The following is a 20,369-nucleotide window of genomic DNA, read 5'->3' as shown; positions in this document are numbered from 1 at the left end:
TATGAATATTAAGCAATTTGAATACAAACCTCTTGCCCACTATTCCTATGCTATAGTTAGCGATGGCAAGATGGCCGTTATTGATCCAGAAAGAAATCCAGAACAATATTATGCTTTTGCGAAAGCTAACAACGCTAAAATAGTAGCAGTGATCCAAACGCATCCACACGCCGATTTTGTGAGTTCACATCTAGAAATCCATAAAGAAACTGGAGCCACCATCTACAACAGTGAAAAATTGGGCGCTGATTATCCGCACCACGCATTTGACGATGGCGATACAATTGCTTTAGACGAGGTTACCCTGAAAGCCATTAACACTCCTGGACATTCTCCAGATAGTATTACGATAGTGGCTAAAGAAGGAGACAAAACAGCACTATTCACTGGAGACACACTCTTTATTGGCGATGTTGGCCGCCCAGATCTTCGGGAAAAAGTGGGTAATATGAAAGCCAAACGAGAAGAACTGGCCGAAATGATGTACGATACCGTAACAACGAAGTTCACGGATTTACCAGATGATTCCATTGTTTATCCAGCTCATGGTGCCGGTTCACTCTGTGGAAAAAATTTAAGTGAAGCTGCAAGCAGCACTTTGGGCGATGAACGTATGGGCAACTGGGCTTTTAAAAAACAATCCAAAGAGAAATTCATGAACACTTTGCTCGATGGACAACCCTTTATCCCATCTTATTTTGGATTTAATGTGGACATCAATAAAACGGGGGCTAAGAATTTGGAGGCATCGATTGACAAGATCCCTTTCATCGAAAACACTACGGCAACAGGCCTTATTGTTGATATTCGCGATGAAGCTGACTTTAAGAAAGGTCATTTAAAAGGCAGTATTAATATTCAAGCAGTTTCGGATACTGCAAAATTTGAAACTTGGATTGGCTCAATTATTACGCCCAACGAAAAGTTTACTTTGGTTATTGACCATAAAGAAAACAAGGACAAGCTTTTAAATCGTTTAGCCAAAATAGGCTATGAAAGTCAAGTAAGACAAGTCATTACACTGTCAGATGAAAATCTCGTAAAAACACCACAATTGGATTTGGAGGACTTTAAAAAACATCCAGATAATTACACTATCGTTGATATACGCAACCATAGCGAAATCAACGATGGAAAGTTTTTTGAAAAAGCACTCACACATCCATTGAACGAGTTACGCGAAACCGCTAAGACAATTCCGACCAACAAACCAATTGTGGTGCACTGCGCTGGCGGTTATCGTAGTGCAGCAGGAAGCAGCATCCTCGAAAACGAATTGAATGGGATTGAAATTTATGATTTGAGCGACGCTATAGAACAATTCAAAAATTGAGCCTAAAAAAACCCATAAAGGACTATCTTTTTGTATCCATACAATTGGTCATTTTTGTGGCTTATATTTTACCCTTACAAGTATTTCACCTACAACTGCCCGAATGGCTTTGCTATTCGGGTTTAGTGTTTTTTGTACTTGCTGTAATACTTGGGATAGTGGCGCTTCTGCAATTAAACACCAACCTTTCCCCTTTTCCTTCTCCTGTTAGTTCTGGCAAATTGATTACGACTGGAGCATTTGGTATGTCGAGGCATCCCATTTATACTGCTTTTATTTTTTCAGGTTTTGGATATGCCATCTACACCTTGTCGCTATATAAGTTTTTGATAACCCTTCTGCTTTTCGTCTTATTTTACTTTAAATCCGTTTATGAGGAAAAGTTATTAAGCGAGAAATTTCCAGAGTATAAAGCCTATAAAAAAAGAACAAGACGCTTTATTTGAATTAAAGACTTTAAAACTTTTCTGTTACAGTTTGGCTAAAGCCCTTTGCTCTTCTACATTTTCATACCCCAAGCTAAAGCTCGGATCTATTGATGATAGCTCCAGAAAAGTTCTATAATTTAATTTGAGCTAAAACTTTCCCGCTGATAGTGGTTGACCTTTTTTTATTTTGACCTTTGGACTTCCAGTTATCCTAATCGAAATCAAAATCTTTAGACGACAAAACTAACTTTAAGTTTTCTATAGCACAATCCTTTCAAGTTTTAAAAAGATGAACTGAACGATCAATCATTCTCAATCTGAGACATATATTTGAAAATAAAAACCCAAATCAGATTTAACTTCTGAATTGGGTTTTCATGCTTTTCATCTAATTAAATCACTTCTATGGATTAAAGTGCCACAGGTTTTTAAAACAGACTGAAAGTCTGTTGAATTCGTGAAATTTATAGTAAATCCTTTAGGCTGTATTTTTAGAGATCAAGTAAATTTTTGAAAATTCGTGTCAAAAATTTTTAGAAGCTAAAGTGAAATACACTAAAGCACAATTTCAACTTAATTCGAAACCTACAAATCTATTTTAAACTCCTCAAAAAATCCTTGAATTTCGAATCGTTATAATCAGCCATTCCTTTATGGGTCAAGGCTAAGTTTCCTTGCGCATCAATCACATAAGTTGTAGGAATTGCAGATGAGTTGTACATCGCGGGGATATTACTGGCCGGCGCATAAATAGGCAAATTATAACCTTTACGTTTGTCATAAGCTTTTGCCGATTCAAAGTCTTGGTCGAGCGATAACATGACAAAAGCAACTTCGCCTCCCATTTCTTCATGCAACTTATTGATGCTCGGCATTTCGGCAATACACGGCGGACACCAAGTCGCCCAAAAATTCATGAAAATGACCTTGCCTTTCATTGCTTCCAAAGAAGTAACATTTCCATCCCTATCCATTAATTTCAGATTAAAATCTGCTTTGATAGGACTTGGCATTTCTGCGGTTTCATTATCAATATGACGCGCTTCCGTAATGTCCTTCACATTAGGATTCATCAAACCGGTAGCGAGTAATCCACGTTGTGCAAAACCGATGACTTCAGTGTGCATTCCGGTGGCGTAAAGTGTAATGGCGACGATGGCAAAAACGCCGTATTGGATCCATGTTTTTTTCGTGCTCTTGTCTGTTTTATCTTTTTTCATACTATTTTTATTTTTTATTGAAATTCATAATTAGTTCCTGGTACTGTCGAAAATGAATAGATCCCTAAATAATCACAATACGCGCGGCCATCTATTTTTGGCGAAACCGGCGAGTGTTTAGCGAGATATTCTTCTATCGCCTCGTGGATGGTATAATCCATTTCTTTAACATCTTTTACATTTGACATTCTACATAAATTATCAATGGGATCGCCAGGACGCACGCACGCAGAAATCGTGTAATATTGGTCGTCCTGCATTACCTCGCCTTTTACTGTAATTTTCGAAATACGTTGTCCTTTCTCATTCTGGCTTTTAAAATCGACCTCCATTCCTGAGAATCGAACCAGCCAACCTCCAAAACGTTCGGCTGGATTTTGAGCGAAGGCGTTGTGCATTTCCTTTTCTAACCAGTCCTTGATTTGTTTTCCGGTTGCTTTTCCCGTTTTGACATTTTCGTTGACGGGCAATAAATTCCAAAGGTTGGCGCGGGTAATTGGTGCTGGCTTTCCATCTTTTGGCACAATAGGATTTCCAAATCGGAAGCCGTTTGAAATCGCAATATCCGCGCCTGTTTTCCAACGTGCCGCATCCGTAAATAAATTATCCATAGGATTTTCAACGGTCAAATAACGATAGATCGGCGTATTTGTATAACCAACAATAGTTTCCAAATGGTCTTTATAGGGTGCTTTTTCCTGATCTACTAATGCCCGAATTTTTTCATCAGCAGGAAAAACTTCGGGATCAACGTCAATTAATTCGTAATCATCGCCCACCAATTTACCATCGACAAAATGAAGCGTTAATTTCCCCACGAAAGATCCAAAGGCACCGGGTTCAGTAACCTTTGCATATTTACCTTGAATCATTTCACGAACACGTTCATGTGTATCATTACCCAAAACGTAATCGGCATGCTCAGCAATCGGACTGTTGGCAAGTTCGACCTGTTTAAAAATTCCGATATGCGTCAACAAGAAAATAACATCAGCTTTTTCCTTAAATTTGACATCATCAACCAATTGCTTCACACTATTATCCAATCCAGTAAAAGCAATGCCTTCACTAAAAATCGGGTTCTGTCTGATTGGCACATCCGGATCGTTGATGCCTATAAAAGCCAATCGGATGCCGCCAATTTCCTTAATCGTATAGGCCGGAAACAAAGGTTCGTTATCTACATCATGATACATGTTTTGGACGATAATTTCGGTGTCAAAATTCTGCATCACTTCCATCATGATAGCTTTTCCATAAACGACTTCCCAGTTCCCTGGAATAATCACATCATAGCCCATGTTTTTGATGATGTTCGACATGACTTTACCATCTGACAACGCAGCATAGCCACTTCCTTGAATCAAGTCGCCACCATCAACAATGAGTGTTCGTCCAGGATTCTTTTCACGCTCTTGATCAAAAATAGTTTTGATGTGCGCCAATCCACCACGCTCTTTAAAGGCGATTTCTCCATTTTCCCAAAACAGTTCGGGATGTGAATCCAATTGTCCGTGAATATCGGCTGTTTGAAGGATAGTAATACTGATGGTATCCTTCGAAGTTGCATTAGCGTCTGCAGCAGCATTCGTTTTTTCTGACTTACAGGAAGCCGATATAGCAAATATTCCCAAGAGGCCAATTGCCACCAAAATAGTTGTTTTAAAATTCTTCATCATTACAGACTTAAGCTTTTATATCCCTTTTTTTGAAGTTGAAAATTGTACAGAATTCCGTTTTCTACAATCGTCATTTTACTAGGAATTTTTGATTTATCTACTTTGAATTTATGCAGCGAAAAACCACAAGCAATTAATTGTACGCCAGATTTTTCAGCTTTTTCAATGAATTGATCCATTTTTTCAGCTTCGGTAATCTCGCCAATATCCTTCCCACAAATAATGACTTGAAAGTCACCAAACGCATCGCCTTCTTCGGCTTTTAAAGCTTCAGCAGTGAAGATTATAGGTTGTAATTGCGGTACTTTGGTGGTGAGCACCACATAGTTATTTTTGTTGCTATCCATTTGCTGCGCTTGTATATCAGCAGTGGTAAATAGGCTAAACATTAAAAAAGATTGAACTGAATATATATGTTTTCATTTTGATTTATTTAGAAGGTTATCGGTGTCGTTCAGTATAAAAAAAAGAAGTCCGCCAAAAATTGCAATGTTTTTAAATAGAGGTCCAAGTGTGGCCATTTGACCGACCTGAACCGTTAAAGTGATGGGAATTAAAACCGCCATCAATAGCATTGCCGCCCATTTGGTTTTATAGCCCATAAGAAATGAAAACCCTGCGACCAACATGGCAATCCCTGAGAGAATGATCAGCCATTGCGGATCTCCAAAAAAATGAGTAAAGGCCTTGAAGTTGCCATGCTCTATGCGTTGCGCTGTTTTTTCAACTTCAAGCAAATGGTTCAGGCCAGCAACTAAAAAAATGCCGCTTACCGCAATGCGCAATAGCTGAATGGAACGGCGACTGATTGAAACTTTTGTCGTCATTATAAAATGAAATAAAGAGTTGTTGATATGGATTGGTTACTTTCCGTAATAGTTTATCCTGCTCTTTTTCTGCAGAAAAACAGAACTACTACGTGAATACCAACTTTAATTTTTTAAGAAAAATGGAATTAGGCCAGCCGAGGTGGTGGCGACACGCTATCTAGGTAGCGGAAACTTAATCTTGATGTGAAATGATTATCTGAAACTGAAATGGGATTTGAAAAATGCGCATCCCATGCAAATAACTCAAATTGAAACTTAGACGAACAATTCCCATCTAACGTTATCATTTGCGTTTCGATGTGATCTTGTTGTGAAAAACTAGAAGTATCATTCGTTTTTTTAATCGAATTCTTTTTCTCACAATGCGGATTTACAAAAGTGATGTCACTTCCGCTAAAAATAATATTCAGGCCATACGCATCTACGGCAACAAATTTTGCCAAAAATATGCATGTCAACACCACCGCTATGTAAGTTTTAGTTTTCAATTAGCACAAACATAAGAAAAGGATAGGCTTTATATGTAACCTTTGTTACCTAGCTGAGTTAAATAGTGCCAAATAAAAAAGATTCTATCCTTTTGAGGCGACAGAATCTCTTTACTTTTAACTGTTAACCAATTAATAGCGTTGTTTTGTAACAATTATTAATCGGCTCTATTGTGGATAAATGACTATTTTACTCACCTTTGGAAAGTGTTTTTCCATTTTTGCTGGAAGTCTATCTAACTGGCCAAAATGCGACGTATAACCTCTACGCGCTGACACCAAGACGATCAAATCGGTATCTAAAATTTCCCTAGTAAGAATCAGAAAATCTTCCCATGCACTGAACTGTTGATAATTCAAACTTAAGGTTACTTTATTTTCCTTCGCAAAGTTCAATATTGCAGTATGGGTTTCTTCTGTACAATTCAGAGTGATTGGCAAGGATAACTCTACAGATAATTTGGCGATTTTATTAACCCAATGCGCAAAACCTTCTTCAAATTCTGCGTTTGGAGGTGCAATCACAAATAATCTTTTGTGATTTACCAATGGCATTTGAAAGTCACATATAAAGAGTGTTTTATCGGTGTTTTCAAGGATACTTTCCATTTTATCCCCAATCAATTTATCCAAGAATCCTGTTTTTTGAGGCCAACCCAATAAAATAATATCAGCCATGATTTCCTTCGCGGTCCTTGATATGCCACTCGCTGGGTTATGATCAATAGTCGCGATTATTTTGGCTTGAGTATCAGAGGCTGTGGTTTCCTTAATAAACCTTTCTAGACCTTGTTTCGCCTTAATAATTGTTTTTTCGGCTGCATCGGTATTTGGAACTACCGTCAATATAGAAAGTGGATTGCTCGATTTTTTATCCTTTATTAAAACTGCAAAATCTAAAACTTTGTCAATATTGATCAAGTTTGCAATGGGAATAAGAATGGATTCTCGGTCCGGGCCTGAACCTAAACTCAAATTCTCATCTTCATCAGAATTCCGAATGATATCCTTAACTGCACTTTCGGTGGCAAATGATGCTATAATACAGGTCACAAGAATCAAGACCACAGTGCCGTTTAAAATATTAGAATCTAGAATTCCTGCTTTATATCCTACTAAAATAACAGCTAATGTGGCAGCGGCATGCGCACTGCTCAATCCGAAAATCAATTTACGTTGGCCTTTTGAAAATCTAAAAATGATTTGGGTCAAAAATGCTGCCAACCATTTTCCGAAAATTGCGACAACCGTTAAGGTTCCTGCAATAATCAGTGCCATTGGGCCACTCATAATTACACTAATATCCACTATCATCCCAACACTGATAAGGAAAAATGGAATAAACAACGAGTTTCCAATAAACTCAATACGGTTCATTAAGGCTGATGAATGTGGGATCAACTTATTAAGTGCCAATCCGGCAACGAAGGCGCCAATAATAGCCTCCAATCCTGCGATTTCAGCTAAAAACGCGGAAAAGAAAACTACCGATAACACAAAGATATAATGCGAATGCTTTTCACTCTCCAGTTTTCTAAAAAACCATTTTGCAATTCGTGGAATGACCAAAAACATAAACGCCGAAAACAATACTAAGGAGATTCCTAAACGAATCCAAAATTCCTGGGTGAGTCCGCCATCGTGAGACCCTAAAATAACGGCCAGCATAATAAGAACGGCAGTATCTGTTAAAATCGTTCCGCCTACCGTTATGGCAACCGCCACGTTTTTTGTTAGACCCAACTTGCTCACTATAGGATAAGTTACTAAAGTATGCGTGGCAAACATGCTTGAGGTCAATAAACTTGCATTAAAATCGAATCCTAACAAATACCGACATACGGGGAATCCAACGGCAAGAGGTATTGAAAACGTAAGTAAACCAAATAACAAGCTCTTATTTCGAGTGACCTTGAATTCGTTTAAATCTAACTCCAACCCGGCGATAAACATGATGTAAAGCAAACCGATTGTGGAAAAAACGTCAACAAAAAGGCTTTTTTCCAAAATATTTAAACCTGCGGGGCCAATGATAATTCCCGATATAATCAATCCAATAATTCCGGGAATTCTTATTCTCTGCAATAATACGGGCGCCAACAAAATAATAAAGAGTATCAATGAAAAGATCAATACAGGATTTTGAAGCGGTAATTGGAATTGTTCTCTAAGTAAATTTATTATAGCGTCCATGTTATATAGGCAAATAAAATATTAGTCCGAAACAAAGCGATAAATCAACATTAAAGTGTTATTTCAGAATTAAAAACTCGAACTCAAGGTTTTTTGTTAGCTATCGTACGGGATTTTGGTAAATGATTTGCCAAAAATACAACTCAAAATGAAATAATGTACGGTAATTTTGAAATACAAATTTAAAAATGCTCTATTTTTTATCCATCACATAACATCTTTGACACCTATAATAATAGACACAAACGCATTCAAACACCTCACAACCACAAAAGTACATCCTTTCCTCCTAAGCTAAATCTCCAATGCAAACCTATACATAGGGTCTACAAAAGTCGACTTCTTAATATTAGCTTGTCTTGACCGTTTAACTCATAATACATGGAAACAATTGGAAAGGGATTATGAATATGGGTGATTTGTAACCAATGTTACCGCAAATAACATTTAAGCACCCTATTTTTGGCCCATAACACAAGCGTATGGAATTACTAGAAGTCTTCGGATATATAAGTGCCTTGGCAATTGGCATCTCATTAGGGCTCATTGGTGGCGGCGGCTCCATTTTGGCCGTTCCTGTTTTGGCCTACTTATTCTCCATAGATGAAAAAGCAGCCACCGCATATTCTTTATTCATTGTGGGAGCTAGCTCATTGGTTGGCGGCATAAAACAACACATGAAAGGCTATGTCGATTGGAAGACTGCCATTGTATTTGGGATTCCTTCGATTATCGGAGTCACACTGGTACGCTACTTCGTCATACCGATTCTCCCCCATGTTTTCTTTACCGTGGGAGACTTCGAATTTACCCGACGTATGGGAATGTTCGGTTTTTTTGCGGTATTAATGATTCCCGCAGCATTTTCGATGCTCAAACAAAGAAAAGAGAAGGCTATACATCCCGACGAAAAAGTGACCTATAATTATCCTTTGATATTGATTGAAGGACTCGTGGTAGGCGCTATTACAGGAATGATTGGCGCTGGTGGCGGATTTTTAATTATACCTGCGCTTGTATTATTAGCAAATGTAGACATGAAAGTGGCTGTTGGCACCTCTTTAATTATTATAGCCTTCAAATCTGTGCTTGGCTTCTTTTTGGGAGATGCCTTAAGGATGAGCATTGATTGGTCTTTCTTAATGGTCTTTACAGGCCTTTCCTTTGTCGGGATTTTTATCGGCAGCTATCTAGGGAGTTTTATCGATGGTGATAAACTGAAAAAGGGCTTTGGGTATTTTATTTTCGCCATGGCCATCTTCATTTTCTATATGGAATTTATAGTACAACAGTAATTTGTAAACTTTGCTACTGTATGTCCCACAAGTATTTCTTAAATTTATACAAGATTAAAATTAATTGTTAAAATTTATTATTATGGAAAAAAATTTAGAATTACAGCAAGTAAACTCAATGCCAAGAATCGGCGATATGGCTCCAGACTTTGAAGCCGTTACCACAAAAGGGAAAATAAAACTTTCAGATTTCGCCAAAGACAAATGGATTGTTATGTTCTCCCATCCGGCCGATTTCACGCCAGTTTGTACAACAGAATTGAGTGGATTTGCTTCTAGAAAATCTGAGTTTGACGCTTTAAACACTGAACTTTTAGGATTAAGTATTGACAGTATCCACGCCCATTTAGGCTGGGTTCAAAATGTAAGAGAAAACACAGGGGTTTACTTCGACTTTCCAATCATTGCCGATATCGATATGAACGTAGCGAAGCTTTACGGGATGTTACAACCTAATGAAAGTGAAACCGCTGCGGTTCGTGCCGTCTTTTTTATAGATCCAAGTAAAAAAATCAGATTGATCATGTACTATCCATTAAATGTGGGTCGTAATATGAATGAAATCTTACGTGTTCTTGAAGCCATGCAAATTTCAGACGAGCATAAAGTAGCCATGCCATTAGATTGGAAAAAAGGAGATAAAGTTATTGTTGGCCCACCAAAAACCTTAGATGAATTGAATGCACGATTAGCAGATGATTCACTGGAAAAAGTAGATTGGTATTTAGCCAAGAAAAATCTTTAAAACCGAAATTTCAGTCCTGATTTCTTAAAAGTCAAAACTGAAATTCAGAGTTTATTGAAACATATGCTAATGTTTCGATAATTTAGATGATTAGTGAGATATTAAAAGAAAAGATGTTTTTAAAGCATCTTTTCTTTTTTTTTGCGACAAATCTTACCTGAATTAATCCTTCAATAGATTAATTTTGAGGAACTCAATAAAACATTGATAGCATGGAAGATATGCTCTTTTATGATCGAATGCAATTTGCGTTTACGATCACGTTCCACTATTTATTTCCGCAGTTGACCATGGGACTATCCTTAATGATTGTCTATTTTAAATGGAAATTTTTAAGGACCAAAACTGAGACATATAACGATGCTGCTAAATTTTGGATGAAGATCTTTGCACTCAATTTTGCAATGGGCGTGGTTACGGGAATTCCCATGGAATTTCAATTTGGAACCAATTGGGCAAAGTTTTCTGAGATGACCGGTGGGATTATCGGTCAAACTCTTGCCATGGAAGGGATGTTCTCATTTTTCTTGGAGTCGTCTTTCTTAGGCCTCTTTTTATTTGGTGAAAAACTATTGGGTCAAAAACTCCATTTCCTAACCGGTTTTCTCGTGTTTCTAGGCTCTTGGGCAAGTGGCTACCTCATTATCGCCACCCATTCATGGATGCAATATCCAGTGGGTTATGAAATTTTGGAAAACGGAAGGTTTGTGCTCACTAATTTTGGCGCCTTGTTCTCCAATCCATGGCTGATGCCTTCTTTTTTACATAATCAGATGGGCTCTGTTATTACGTCTTCTTTCGTCGTGGCCTCTATTGGTGCCTTCTATTTATTGAACAATAAACACAGCGAGTCTGGAAAACTTTTTGTAAAAACAGGCGTCATTTTCGGATTGATTTCGAGCCTCTTGGTTGCTTTTCCAACAGGAGATTGGATCGCTAAAAACGTTGCCACACATCAACCGGTGACCTTTGCTGCCATGGAAGGAATTTTTAAAACTGAAGATGGAGGCGCAGAAATTATTCTCATCGGTCAACCGGATATGGTCAACAAAAAACTCGATAATAAAATCGCGGTACCTAATGTGCTGAGCTTTCTAACCTACCAAAGATGGGATGCACAGATTAAAGGTTTGAACGAATTTGATCCGAGGGTGTATCCAATCAACATTCCAGGCTTATATTATTCCTATCATATCATGGTCGGATTGGGCACTATTTTTATTGGTCTTATGCTTATCGCGAGTGTCCAACTCTTCCGGAAAAAATTGTATACCACCAAATGGATTTTATGGGCATTGTTATTTATGCTCCCATTCCCGTATATAGCCAATACGACCGGCTGGTACACCGCCGAATTGGGCCGACAACCTTGGCTCGTGTACAATCTTTTGCGCACTGCTGATGGCATCTCGCCCACCGTTTCCTCTGGAAACACCTTATTTACCTTGCTTGGCTTTATTGGGCTTTATCTCTTATTGGGATTATTGTTCTTAATGCTGGCAGGAAAAATCATTAACAAAGGACCCGAAACCTCAACACAGCTCTAACTATGGAATTATTCTGGTATATCGTTTTAATGACCATGTTAACCATTTATGTTATTTTAGATGGTTACGATTTTGGCGCAGGGATTATTCATCTGTTTTTCGCTAAGACTGAAAAGGATAAAAAAGCCATCACTAATGCCATTGGTCCGTTTTGGGATGCTAATGAAGTTTGGCTCATAGCCGTTGGAGGTGTTCTGTTTTTTGCATTTCCAACCCTATACGCTTCCGCTTTCAGTGGTTTTTATTTGCCACTAATCCTGATTTTATGGCTGCTTATTTTTCGGGCCATCGGGCTGGAATTACGAGGACAAATAAAAAACAGAATGTGGGAGGCCATTTGGGACAAAGCCTTTGGAGTCGCAAGTTTGTTATTGGCCTTATTCTTCGGGATTGCATTGGGGAACATTGTGAGAGGCGTCAATTTAGGCATGGTTACCGATGGGGTTTCCGCTCATGAAGCACATTATTTCTTTTTGCCATTATGGAATTCAAGTTTTAGTCCGCACGCCGAACATTTGGGGGTGATTGATTGGTTTACCTTATTACTTGGGGTCATCGGTGTGGTAGCATTGGCCATCCATGGGGCAAACTGGATCATTTTTAAAACCAATGCCGACTTAAACGACAAGCTAAAAAAAGTTGTGTTCCACTTGAATTTTGTATTGTTGGGTTTGGTAATAATTTCACTGTTGATTTGGCATATTATAGAACCACATCCATTCCATAACTTTATTGCACATCCTTGGCTCTTCATTTTTCCGATCATTACGTTTACCGGGCTTTTGGGCTTGTTTAAAGTAAAAAAATTCAAAAAACACGGTTTAGGATTTCTGTTTTCGTCACTATTTTTGTTTGGAGGCTTAACATCCACAGTAACCTCCATATTCCCCAAAGTATTGCCCTCTACTAATAATGTCAATCCGTCGTTAACCTTATACAATACTGCTGCCCATGACTATGGCCTATCAGTGGGAGTATATTGGTTTGTAATTGCTGCAATTTTAGTTGCTGTTTATATGTTTGTTCAGTATCGTGTTTTTAAAGGTAAAATGGATGACATTGGTTATGGAGATCATTAATGCATTTATCCCATGACCGACACCTTAATTGCAATCATCAGCATCTTTATTGGAATGTTCGGAGCTAATTTGTTGGCTGTGCTAAATAAAACGTACACCATGGGTTTTACGGGGAACACCATTTCAGGAGTTTTCGGTAGCATCTTCTTCATCAAAGTCTTCGGAAGACTCGGCTTTGGACCTATGGCAATCATGCAGACTGGAGCAGTTAACCCTCTTTTATTTACCGTTAACATATTGGTTTCATTACTGGGCGGCGCTATTGGATTGGTAGTTATCAAGCTGATAATAAATAAATTGGATAAGCGCCCTAATAATAGTTAAGACCAAATAAGTGATCAAACTGAAAACCTTTTGATTATTTTTTTATATATTTGTCAACCATATGGTTAAACTTTATGGTTGATATGAAACAAGAGAAAGAAGCCACGACGGAACAACAAATCTTGGACGCTGCCAAAGACGTATTTCAATCCAAAGGCATGGAAGGCGCACGAATGCAAGAAATCGCCGATGTCGCCGGAATCAACAAAGCCATGCTTCACTACTACTACAGAAGCAAGCAACTCCTTTTTGAAGCTGTTTTCAAGAATGCCTTTTCACTGTTGGCACCCCAATTGAATATTATTTTAAACGATGATTCCTCCATTGAAGACAAGATCAGAAGTTTCACATTTAACTATACCACTTTTATGATGAAGCATCCCTATTTGCCAAATTTTATCATTCAAGAGCTCAACAGAAACGAAGATTTCGTTCTAAAACTGAAAGAAAATACAGGATTTCCGAATCTCGAAAAATTTAAAGCCAAAGTAGATGCCGAAATTAATCAAGGCCTTATAAATCCGATAGATGCGGAACAGTTGTTCGTCAATATCATTGCCCTTAATATCTTTCCATTTTTAGGAAAACCGTTGGTCAAGGCATTTACAGACAAAGATGAAAAAACCTATAAAGAATTTGTAGAACGTCGTAAAACAGAAGTTGCCGATTTTATTATCAATTCCATAAAACGCACCTAGGATGAAACGCATAATCATCATTTTGATAGGATTAATGACCACAACCATGGTTTCACAACAAACCCTAACACTTCAGGAATGTTATGAACTTGCGACTGCCAACTACCCTTTGGCCAAACAATCGCAATTGCTCGATGCACAAAACAAATTGGAACAAGAGGTTATTTCCAAGGCAAAACTGCCTCAGTTAAATATGGATGCACAAGCCACCTATCAGTCAGATGTGATTGAAATCCCCATTCCAAATACTGGCATCGCACCACCAAATAAAGACCAATATCGCGCTACACTATCAGTGAATCAACTTATTTATAATGGCGGCGCAACGGACGCATCTTTGAATCTGAAATCTGCACAACTGAAGTCCAAACAGAAACAAATTGAAGTCAACCTTTATCAACTCAAACAAAAGATCAATCAGCTTTATTTTTCCATTTTATTAGCACAGGAAACAGATTTATTATTAAAAGCGAAACGTGAGCAATTACAAGCTAAGTTACAGGAAGTGAAATCCGGCATCACGTATGGTGTGCTTTTACCTGCATCAGATAAAATCCTTGAAGCTGAACTTTTAAAACTGAACCAACAATTCAGTGAAGTTGAAAGCAACAAAACCGCAATCATCGAAACACTCTCACAACTTATTGGTCAAGTGTTGAATACTTCAACCATCTTTCAAAATCCGTTGATGGAAACGGAGTTGAAAACCGACTTGAACCGACCAGAATTAGCATTATTTCAACTTAAAAAAGAAGAAATCGAAAGTAACGAAGCTTTGATAGCCAGACAGAACTCGCCGAAAATTCTAGGCTTCGCCACTGGTGGCTATGGGAACCCAGGTTTGAACATGCTCGATAATTCCTTCCAGTCCTTTTACACTGTGGGCGTTAAATTCAATTGGAATGTATTCGATTGGAATGCCAATAAAAAACAGCGCGAATCCTTATCCATCAACAAAGACATCATTGATACGGAGACCGAAACCTTTAAGTTGAACACCAATATCGAATTGAATCAACAGCAAAAAGAGATCGATAAAATTGAAAGATTCATTGCCTCCGATATGGAAATCATCAATCTCAGAAATGAAGTTCTTATGGCAGCCGATTCACAACTCAAAAACGGAGTCATCACATCATCGGCCTACATCACTGAACTCACTAATTTATATGAAGATGAAAACACCCTGATAAAACATAAGATTCAGTTACAACTGGCCAAAGCAAATTACAAGGTCATTAATGGGCAATAAGAATATGTCCGCAGATCGTGCAGATGGTCGCAGAAAGAATCCAGCTAAATCATCGAAATCAGCGGAAAACAAATAAGAACAAATGAAAAGCCATCTTTATATTCTAGCACTAAGCATCATAACTACCAGCTTGTTATCCTGTAACAATTCGAACGGAAAAGCAGACGGTTACGGAAATTTTGAAGCTACCGAAATAACCATCTCTGCCGAAAACAACGGAAAACTGATGCAATTTGATATCAACGAAGGCGACAAACTCGAAAAAAATCAATTTATAGGGTATATCGACACCATTCCATTGGCATTAAAACGCGAACAACTGGAAGTTTCAAAAGCAGTCGTGAGCTCAAAATCAAAAGGCGTATTATCTCAAATTAACGTGCTGAATGCCAAATTAAAAACAGCGAACACCAACAAATCACGAACTGAAAATCTGATAAAAGACAATGCCGGAACTCAAAAACAATTGGATGATGTTCAAGGGGAAATCGATGTGATCAAAAACCAAATTATCAGTGTTGAATTTCAAAATGCACCTGTGGTCAACGAATTAAAAAGTATTGACGTGCAATTAAAACAACTTGATGACCAAATCCAGAAAAGCAAAATCATCAATCCGATAAATGGTACGGTATTATCCAAATATGCCGAACCCAATGAAATTACTGTTTTTGGAAAACCACTTTATAAAATTGCCGATTTAAGGACGATGCAATTACGCGTCTATATCAATGAAACCCAATTGTCAAATATAATTATCGGACAAGAAGTGACCGTGAAAATTGACGACGCCGACGCCATGAAATCCTATAAAGGAAAAATTAGTTGGATAGCTTCGGAAGCAGAATTTACACCGAAAATCATCCAAACCAAAGAAGAACGCATCGCATTGGTATATTCCGTAAAAGTAGAGGTCGTTAACGATGGCAGCTTAAAAATAGGAATGCCGGCAGAACTATGGATTCAAAAAAATGAAAAGTCAAACTAAATAAAAACGATTACAATCAACCCCTTTAAAATTACTATTATGAAAAAAGCACTCTTATCAACCGCCATGTTAGCATTCATTTTTACGGGATGCAACGACAATAAAAAAGCAGAAAATGCAATAGATCACAGCTCACATCAAGAAGTTGAAGCAGCTTCGCACGATGATCATAATGACGACCACCATTTAAGTGATGATGGACTAGGCAACAACTGGCCCTCTGAAATGGAAACGAACAATGGCGCCAAATGGGAAGCCAATCCAGAAACTAATGAGGGCGTTAAAAAAATGCAAAACCTTCTCAAAACACAGCCGACCAAAACATTGGAAGACTACTACAAATTAGCAGAACAACTCAATAACGACAAAAATTATGTTGTAAAAAATTGTACAATGAAAGGCCCTTCACATGATAATCTGCATGTTTGGCTTTTACCATTAATGGCTAAAATTGAAGCACTTTCAAAAACACAATCACTTGAGGAAGCTTCAAAAATCAAGCACAGTATTGAAGAAAACGTAAACCTATATTCTGATTATTTCAAATAAATGAGTATCACGGTAGCCAATATATCAAAGTCCTATAAAACCGTAAAAGCTTTACAGAACATTTCCTTTGAGGTAAAACCTGGGGAGCTTTTCGGGCTTATAGGACCTGATGGCGCCGGTAAAACAACGCTCTTCAGAGTTCTGACCACATTGTTGATTGCTGATGAAGGAACAGCAACCGTTGCTGGTTTTGATGTGCTGACAGATTACAAAGAAATCCGGAATACTATTGGGTATATGCCTGGCAGATTTTCGTTATATCAAGATTTGACCGTTGCTGAAAACCTAAATTTTTTCGCTACTATTTTCGGAACAACCATCGAAGAAAACTACGATTTGATAAAAGATATCTATGTCCAAATTGAACCTTTTAAAGATCGTCGGGCTGGTAAACTGTCTGGCGGTATGAAACAGAAATTGGCTTTGTGTTGTGCCCTGATTCACAAACCAAAAGTGTTGTTTTTAGATGAACCCACCACAGGCGTTGACCCAGTATCTCGAAAGGAATTTTGGGAAATGCTAAAACGCCTGCAACAAAAGGACATTACCATTTTGGTATCCACTCCTTATATGGATGAAGCCGAGCTTTGCGATCGCGTGGCGCTTATTCAAGATGGAAAAATCTTGGAGATTAACACGCCTGAAGCTATTGTAAAGAATTATCCAAAATCAATTTACAAGGTTCGTGCGAATAATACGTATCAACTGATCACTAGTTTAAAGGCTTACGAATTCAACCATAGTGCCTATCCTTTTGGCGAATTTGTGCATTATACCGATAAAAGAGCCGATTTTAATCCGAAGGAATTACGTGAATATCTAGAGTCAAAAAAACTTTTAGAAATTCAAATCGAAAAGACCGAAGCTACTATTGAAGATGTTTTTATGGAATTGGCGAAAACAAGAATATCAAACTGAACTTAAAAAAAACTCCTAAAAAGCGACATCTCGACTGCAGACGATGAGACAAAACAGAAAGATCTGTGAGGTTTTAAAAATTTTGTAGAAATAAAACAAATCACAATAGACTGAAACATCAGGTTTTAAAGCAGACTGAAAGGCTGTTTATTGGTGAAATTTATAGTATAGAGCTCATGTCAGCATTTTCAGGGAACGAATGAATTTGTGGGAATTCGTGAAATTCGTGTCAAAAATTTTTAGAAGCTAAAGCACATGTTTTTAATTAAACATGAGACCGATAAACTCAAGTAAATCAATAAGATTACCACTTTCGTGGGAAATAAATATGAACAACAACAAAGTCATACAGGTAGAAGGTTTAACCAAAATGTTTGGCGATTTTACGGCGGTTGACGCCATTACTTTTGACATTGAAAAAGGAGAGATCTTTGGATTTCTTGGTGCCAATGGCGCAGGAAAAACGACGGCCATTAAAATGCTGATCGGCATTTCCACGCCAACCTTTGGAAAGGCGACAATCGCCGGATTTGATGTGTTTACTCAAGCCGAAGACATCAAGAAGAACATTGGTTATATGAGTCAGAAATTTGGCTTGTATAATGATTTAACCGTTAAAGAAAATATCACATTTTTTGGTGGTGTTTATGGGTTATCCAGAAAGAGCATCAAAGAAAAATCGGATGCATTACTTAAAGAACTAGGACTCGAAAATGTTGCATATACTTTAGTAGGCGATTTACCATTGGGCTGGAAACAAAAATTATCGTTTTCTGTGGCTTTAATTCATGATCCTAAAATCGTGTTTTTAGATGAACCCACAGGAGGTGTCGACCCGATAACCAGACGTCAATTTTGGGAACTGATCTACAAAGCCGCCAATCAAGGTACGACCGTTTTTGTGACCACACATTATATGGATGAAGCCGAATATTGCGACCGCGTTTCCATCATGGTCAACGGAAAAATTGAAGCTTTGGATACGCCGAAAAAACTAAAAGAACAGTTTGATTTGGATAGTATGAATGAGGTGTTTTTGAAGTTGGCACGTGGATAAAAGGAGTTTGCAATTCCAATTTACAGAACAATTCCAATTAAACAATTAGTTGAACTAAACAGACATAACAAACTAGAATCAAACTAATAAGAAACAAAAATAAAGTGACATAACCAAAAGCGACCCCTGAATTTGGGAGTGCTTTCAGAGGCAAATAATAATAGTTCTAAATAGAGATCCCCGCCTTCGCAGGGACTGAAGATGAAAAGATTCAAGGGTTTTATACAAAAGGAATTCTACCATATTTTTAGGGATAAACGCTCATTGTTTATTCTCTTCGGAATGCCGATTGCCCAAATTTTGCTGTTTGGTTTTGCGATTACCAATGAAATCAATAACGTGGATATCGCTATTTTAGACCATTCAAAAGATGCCACTACTGAAGAAATTATTAATAAAATCGCGGCTTCAAAATATTTCAGTATCAAACAAATGATCACACGTGAAGCGAATATCGCTACGGTGTTTCAAAAAGGACAGGTCAAAGCCGTTTTAAATTTCGAAAAGGATTTCAGCAAAAACCTCATCAAAGAACACAAAGCAACCATCCAAATTATTACCGATGCCACTGATCCAAATACCGCGAATACGATTACCAATTACATAAATGCCATCCTCCAACAATATCAAAAGGAATTGAACAAGGATATTACGATTGCTTATCAAATAGTTCCACAAACACGCATGGTTTATAATCCAGAATTAAAAAGCGTGTATATGTTTGTTCCCGGTGTGATGACCATTATTTTAATGTTGGTTTCGGCAATGATGACCTCCATTTCCATCACACGGGAAAAGGAATTGGGCACCATGGAAATCCTTTTAGTATCGCCCTTAAAACCATTTCAAGTGATTGTAGGAAAAGTGTTTCCCTATATATTTTTATCGATTATCAATGCGACTATCATTGTCATGTTGAGCATTTTCATCTTTAATATGCCTGTTCAAGGAAGTCTGTTTTTATTGGCTATGGAAAGTGTATTGTTCATCATCACCTCTTTGTCATTAGGCATATTAATCTCAACAATTGCGACGACCCAACAAGCTGCCATGATGATTTCATTAATGGGATTGATGCTTCCCGTGATATTATTATCCGGATTTATTTTCCCTATTTCGAGTATGCCTATTCCACTTCAAGTCATTAGTAACATAATTCCTGCCAAATGGTTCATTATCATCCTTAAAGCGATCATGCTTAAAGGTGTGGGATTGCAATTCATATGGAAAGAAACCTTGATTTTATTGGGAATGACGGTATTATTTATTGCATTGAGTGTGAAGAAATATAAGATTAGGTTGGAATAAAACAGATGAAATAAAATAGATAATAGAGGATAGACAAAAGATTATAGACTAAAGATTTGCATTAATTAAGACAGACTCTTCTCTTGTCTTTGTTCTTTATTCTTTGTTCTTATTTAGAGATTGGAGTGAAACAGATGAAATAAAATAGATAATAGAGGATAGACTACTGATCTAAATTAATTAAGACAGATTCTTCTCTTGTCTGTGTTCTTTATTCTTTGTTCTTATTTAGAGATTGGAGTGAAACAGATGAAAGAAAATAGATAATAGAGGATAGACAAAAGCTTATAGACTAAAGATTTTTATCAATTAAGACAGATTCTTCTCTTGTCTTTGTTCTTTATTCTTATTTAGAGATTGGAGTGAAACAGATGAAAGAAAATAGACAATAGAGGATAGACTACAGATCTGAATTAATTAAGAAAGATTCTTCTCTTG

Annotated in this window: 20 protein-coding genes; 14 read left to right on the top strand and 6 right to left on the bottom strand. The window is 37.5% G+C overall.

All coding sequences use genetic code 11. The features are described from left to right. Position 1 precedes the first annotated feature (1 nt). Together ACOH2D_RS06960 and ACOH2D_RS06955 are read left to right on the top strand one after the other, a co-directional pair. Positions 2 to 1,333 (top strand): MBL fold metallo-hydrolase, encoded by a 1,332-nt coding sequence (locus tag ACOH2D_RS06960; protein WP_348038702.1) that lies wholly within the window; start codon positions 2 to 4, stop codon positions 1,331 to 1,333. Further along, positions 1,330 to 1,779 (top strand): methyltransferase family protein, encoded by a 450-nt coding sequence (locus ACOH2D_RS06955; protein ID WP_348038700.1) that lies wholly within the window; start codon positions 1,330 to 1,332, stop codon positions 1,777 to 1,779. The genes ACOH2D_RS06960 and ACOH2D_RS06955 overlap by 4 nt, the downstream gene beginning before the upstream one ends. 575 nt (positions 1,780 to 2,354) lie before the next feature. Here the strand turns inward: ACOH2D_RS06955 and ACOH2D_RS06950 are convergent. The 6 genes from ACOH2D_RS06950 to ACOH2D_RS06925 all read right to left on the bottom strand — a co-directional run bounded on the left by ACOH2D_RS06950 (position 2,355) and on the right by ACOH2D_RS06925 (position 8,171). Next, positions 2,355 to 2,981 (bottom strand): TlpA family protein disulfide reductase, encoded by a 627-nt coding sequence (locus tag ACOH2D_RS06950; protein WP_348038698.1) that lies wholly within the window; start codon positions 2,979 to 2,981, stop codon positions 2,355 to 2,357. A 14-nt stretch (positions 2,982 to 2,995) separates the two neighbouring features. Then, positions 2,996 to 4,657, bottom strand: a complete 1,662-nt coding sequence (locus ACOH2D_RS06945; protein ID WP_449534813.1) for a bifunctional metallophosphatase/5'-nucleotidase — start codon at positions 4,655 to 4,657, stop codon at positions 2,996 to 2,998. Positions 4,658 to 4,659: 2 nt separating this feature from the next. After that, positions 4,660 to 5,049 carry a sulfur reduction protein DsrE gene (locus ACOH2D_RS06940; protein ID WP_348038696.1) on the bottom strand — a complete coding sequence of 130 codons (390 nt, stop codon included), beginning with the start codon at positions 5,047 to 5,049 and terminating at the stop codon, positions 4,660 to 4,662. A gap of 30 nt (positions 5,050 to 5,079) precedes the next feature. Beyond that, positions 5,080 to 5,487, bottom strand: a complete 408-nt coding sequence (locus ACOH2D_RS06935) for a DoxX family protein (protein ID WP_348038694.1) — start codon at positions 5,485 to 5,487, stop codon at positions 5,080 to 5,082. Between the two features lie 128 nt (positions 5,488 to 5,615). Then, positions 5,616 to 5,933 (bottom strand): hypothetical protein, encoded by a 318-nt coding sequence (locus ACOH2D_RS06930; RefSeq protein WP_348038692.1) that lies wholly within the window; start codon positions 5,931 to 5,933, stop codon positions 5,616 to 5,618. Between the two features lie 213 nt (positions 5,934 to 6,146). Continuing rightward, entirely contained in the window at positions 6,147 to 8,171 is a 2,025-nt protein-coding gene (locus ACOH2D_RS06925; protein ID WP_348038690.1) for a cation:proton antiporter, read from the bottom strand. Positions 8,172 to 8,653: 482 nt separating this feature from the next. On the opposite strand from ACOH2D_RS06925, the gene ACOH2D_RS06920 reads away from it, so the two are divergent. The 12 genes from ACOH2D_RS06920 (at position 8,654) to ACOH2D_RS06865 (ending at position 19,931) form a co-directional block, all read left to right on the top strand. After that, positions 8,654 to 9,466, top strand: a complete 813-nt coding sequence (locus ACOH2D_RS06920; protein ID WP_348038688.1) for a sulfite exporter TauE/SafE family protein — start codon at positions 8,654 to 8,656, stop codon at positions 9,464 to 9,466. An 82-nt stretch (positions 9,467 to 9,548) separates the two neighbouring features. Further along, the gene (locus ACOH2D_RS06915) at positions 9,549 to 10,211 is read left to right on the top strand and encodes a peroxiredoxin (RefSeq protein WP_449534812.1); all 663 of its coding nucleotides are present in this window, start codon (positions 9,549 to 9,551) and stop codon (positions 10,209 to 10,211) included. A 212-nt stretch (positions 10,212 to 10,423) separates the two neighbouring features. Beyond that, positions 10,424 to 11,758 carry a cytochrome ubiquinol oxidase subunit I gene (locus tag ACOH2D_RS06910; RefSeq protein ID WP_449534811.1) on the top strand — a complete coding sequence of 445 codons (1,335 nt, stop codon included), beginning with the start codon at positions 10,424 to 10,426 and terminating at the stop codon, positions 11,756 to 11,758. 2 nt (positions 11,759 to 11,760) lie between these two features. Then, positions 11,761 to 12,837 (top strand): cytochrome d ubiquinol oxidase subunit II, encoded by a 1,077-nt coding sequence (gene cydB / locus ACOH2D_RS06905; protein ID WP_449534810.1) that lies wholly within the window; start codon positions 11,761 to 11,763, stop codon positions 12,835 to 12,837. 12 nt (positions 12,838 to 12,849) lie between these two features. Further along, positions 12,850 to 13,161 carry a hypothetical protein gene (locus ACOH2D_RS06900; RefSeq protein ID WP_449534809.1) on the top strand — a complete coding sequence of 104 codons (312 nt, stop codon included), beginning with the start codon at positions 12,850 to 12,852 and terminating at the stop codon, positions 13,159 to 13,161. Between the two features lie 83 nt (positions 13,162 to 13,244). After that, positions 13,245 to 13,859, top strand: coding sequence for a TetR/AcrR family transcriptional regulator (locus ACOH2D_RS06895; RefSeq protein WP_449534808.1), 615 nt, complete (start codon positions 13,245 to 13,247; stop codon positions 13,857 to 13,859). Position 13,860: 1 nt separating this feature from the next. Continuing rightward, the gene (locus ACOH2D_RS06890; RefSeq protein WP_449534807.1) at positions 13,861 to 15,111 is read left to right on the top strand and encodes a TolC family protein; all 1,251 of its coding nucleotides are present in this window, start codon (positions 13,861 to 13,863) and stop codon (positions 15,109 to 15,111) included. Positions 15,112 to 15,193: 82 nt separating this feature from the next. Next, a complete protein-coding gene (locus ACOH2D_RS06885) occupies positions 15,194 to 16,099 on the top strand; it encodes an HlyD family secretion protein (RefSeq protein ID WP_449534806.1) in 906 nt (301 codons plus the stop codon). A gap of 39 nt (positions 16,100 to 16,138) precedes the next feature. After that, on the top strand, positions 16,139 to 16,648 hold the full coding sequence (locus ACOH2D_RS06880) for a hypothetical protein (protein WP_449534805.1): 510 nt from the start codon (positions 16,139 to 16,141) through the stop codon (positions 16,646 to 16,648). Beyond that, on the top strand, positions 16,649 to 17,566 hold the full coding sequence (locus tag ACOH2D_RS06875) for an ABC transporter ATP-binding protein (RefSeq protein WP_449534804.1): 918 nt from the start codon (positions 16,649 to 16,651) through the stop codon (positions 17,564 to 17,566). Between the two features lie 328 nt (positions 17,567 to 17,894). Beyond that, positions 17,895 to 18,623, top strand: coding sequence for an ABC transporter ATP-binding protein (locus ACOH2D_RS06870; protein WP_348035738.1), 729 nt, complete (start codon positions 17,895 to 17,897; stop codon positions 18,621 to 18,623). 201 nt (positions 18,624 to 18,824) lie between these two features. Next, the gene (locus tag ACOH2D_RS06865) at positions 18,825 to 19,931 is read left to right on the top strand and encodes an ABC transporter permease (RefSeq protein ID WP_348035736.1); all 1,107 of its coding nucleotides are present in this window, start codon (positions 18,825 to 18,827) and stop codon (positions 19,929 to 19,931) included. Positions 19,932 to 20,369 lie beyond the last annotated feature (438 nt).

The sequence above is a fragment of the Gelidibacter sp. genome (assembly GCF_053579655.1).
The sequence above is the reverse complement of the archived record's forward strand: the minus strand, read 5'-3'. Positions and strand labels throughout refer to the sequence as shown.

Excerpts from the sequence above, each read along its gene's own strand:
- ACOH2D_RS06935 (WP_348038694.1), bottom strand. The coding sequence starts at position 5,487 with ATGACGACAAAAGTTTCAATCAGTCGCCGTTCCATTCAGCTATTGCGC.
- ACOH2D_RS06865 (WP_348035736.1), top strand. The coding sequence starts at position 18,825 with ATGAAAAGATTCAAGGGTTTTATACAAAAGGAATTCTACCATATTTTT.
- ACOH2D_RS06950 (WP_348038698.1), bottom strand. The coding sequence starts at position 2,981 with ATGAAAAAAGATAAAACAGACAAGAGCACGAAAAAAACATGGATCCAA.
- ACOH2D_RS06895 (WP_449534808.1), top strand. The coding sequence starts at position 13,245 with ATGAAACAAGAGAAAGAAGCCACGACGGAACAACAAATCTTGGACGCT.
- ACOH2D_RS06870 (WP_348035738.1), top strand. The coding sequence starts at position 17,895 with ATGAACAACAACAAAGTCATACAGGTAGAAGGTTTAACCAAAATGTTT.
- ACOH2D_RS06920 (WP_348038688.1), top strand. The coding sequence starts at position 8,654 with ATGGAATTACTAGAAGTCTTCGGATATATAAGTGCCTTGGCAATTGGC.
- ACOH2D_RS06900 (WP_449534809.1), top strand. The coding sequence starts at position 12,850 with ATGACCGACACCTTAATTGCAATCATCAGCATCTTTATTGGAATGTTC.
- ACOH2D_RS06875 (WP_449534804.1), top strand. The coding sequence starts at position 16,649 with ATGAGTATCACGGTAGCCAATATATCAAAGTCCTATAAAACCGTAAAA.
- ACOH2D_RS06960 (WP_348038702.1), top strand. The coding sequence starts at position 2 with ATGAATATTAAGCAATTTGAATACAAACCTCTTGCCCACTATTCCTAT.
- ACOH2D_RS06890 (WP_449534807.1), top strand. The coding sequence starts at position 13,861 with ATGAAACGCATAATCATCATTTTGATAGGATTAATGACCACAACCATG.
- ACOH2D_RS06885 (WP_449534806.1), top strand. The coding sequence starts at position 15,194 with ATGAAAAGCCATCTTTATATTCTAGCACTAAGCATCATAACTACCAGC.
- ACOH2D_RS06915 (WP_449534812.1), top strand. The coding sequence starts at position 9,549 with ATGGAAAAAAATTTAGAATTACAGCAAGTAAACTCAATGCCAAGAATC.
- ACOH2D_RS06925 (WP_348038690.1), bottom strand. The coding sequence starts at position 8,171 with ATGGACGCTATAATAAATTTACTTAGAGAACAATTCCAATTACCGCTT.
- ACOH2D_RS06910 (WP_449534811.1), top strand. The coding sequence starts at position 10,424 with ATGGAAGATATGCTCTTTTATGATCGAATGCAATTTGCGTTTACGATC.
- ACOH2D_RS06945 (WP_449534813.1), bottom strand. The coding sequence starts at position 4,657 with ATGAAGAATTTTAAAACAACTATTTTGGTGGCAATTGGCCTCTTGGGA.
- cydB (WP_449534810.1), top strand. The coding sequence starts at position 11,761 with ATGGAATTATTCTGGTATATCGTTTTAATGACCATGTTAACCATTTAT.
- ACOH2D_RS06940 (WP_348038696.1), bottom strand. The coding sequence starts at position 5,049 with ATGTTTAGCCTATTTACCACTGCTGATATACAAGCGCAGCAAATGGAT.
- ACOH2D_RS06880 (WP_449534805.1), top strand. The coding sequence starts at position 16,139 with ATGAAAAAAGCACTCTTATCAACCGCCATGTTAGCATTCATTTTTACG.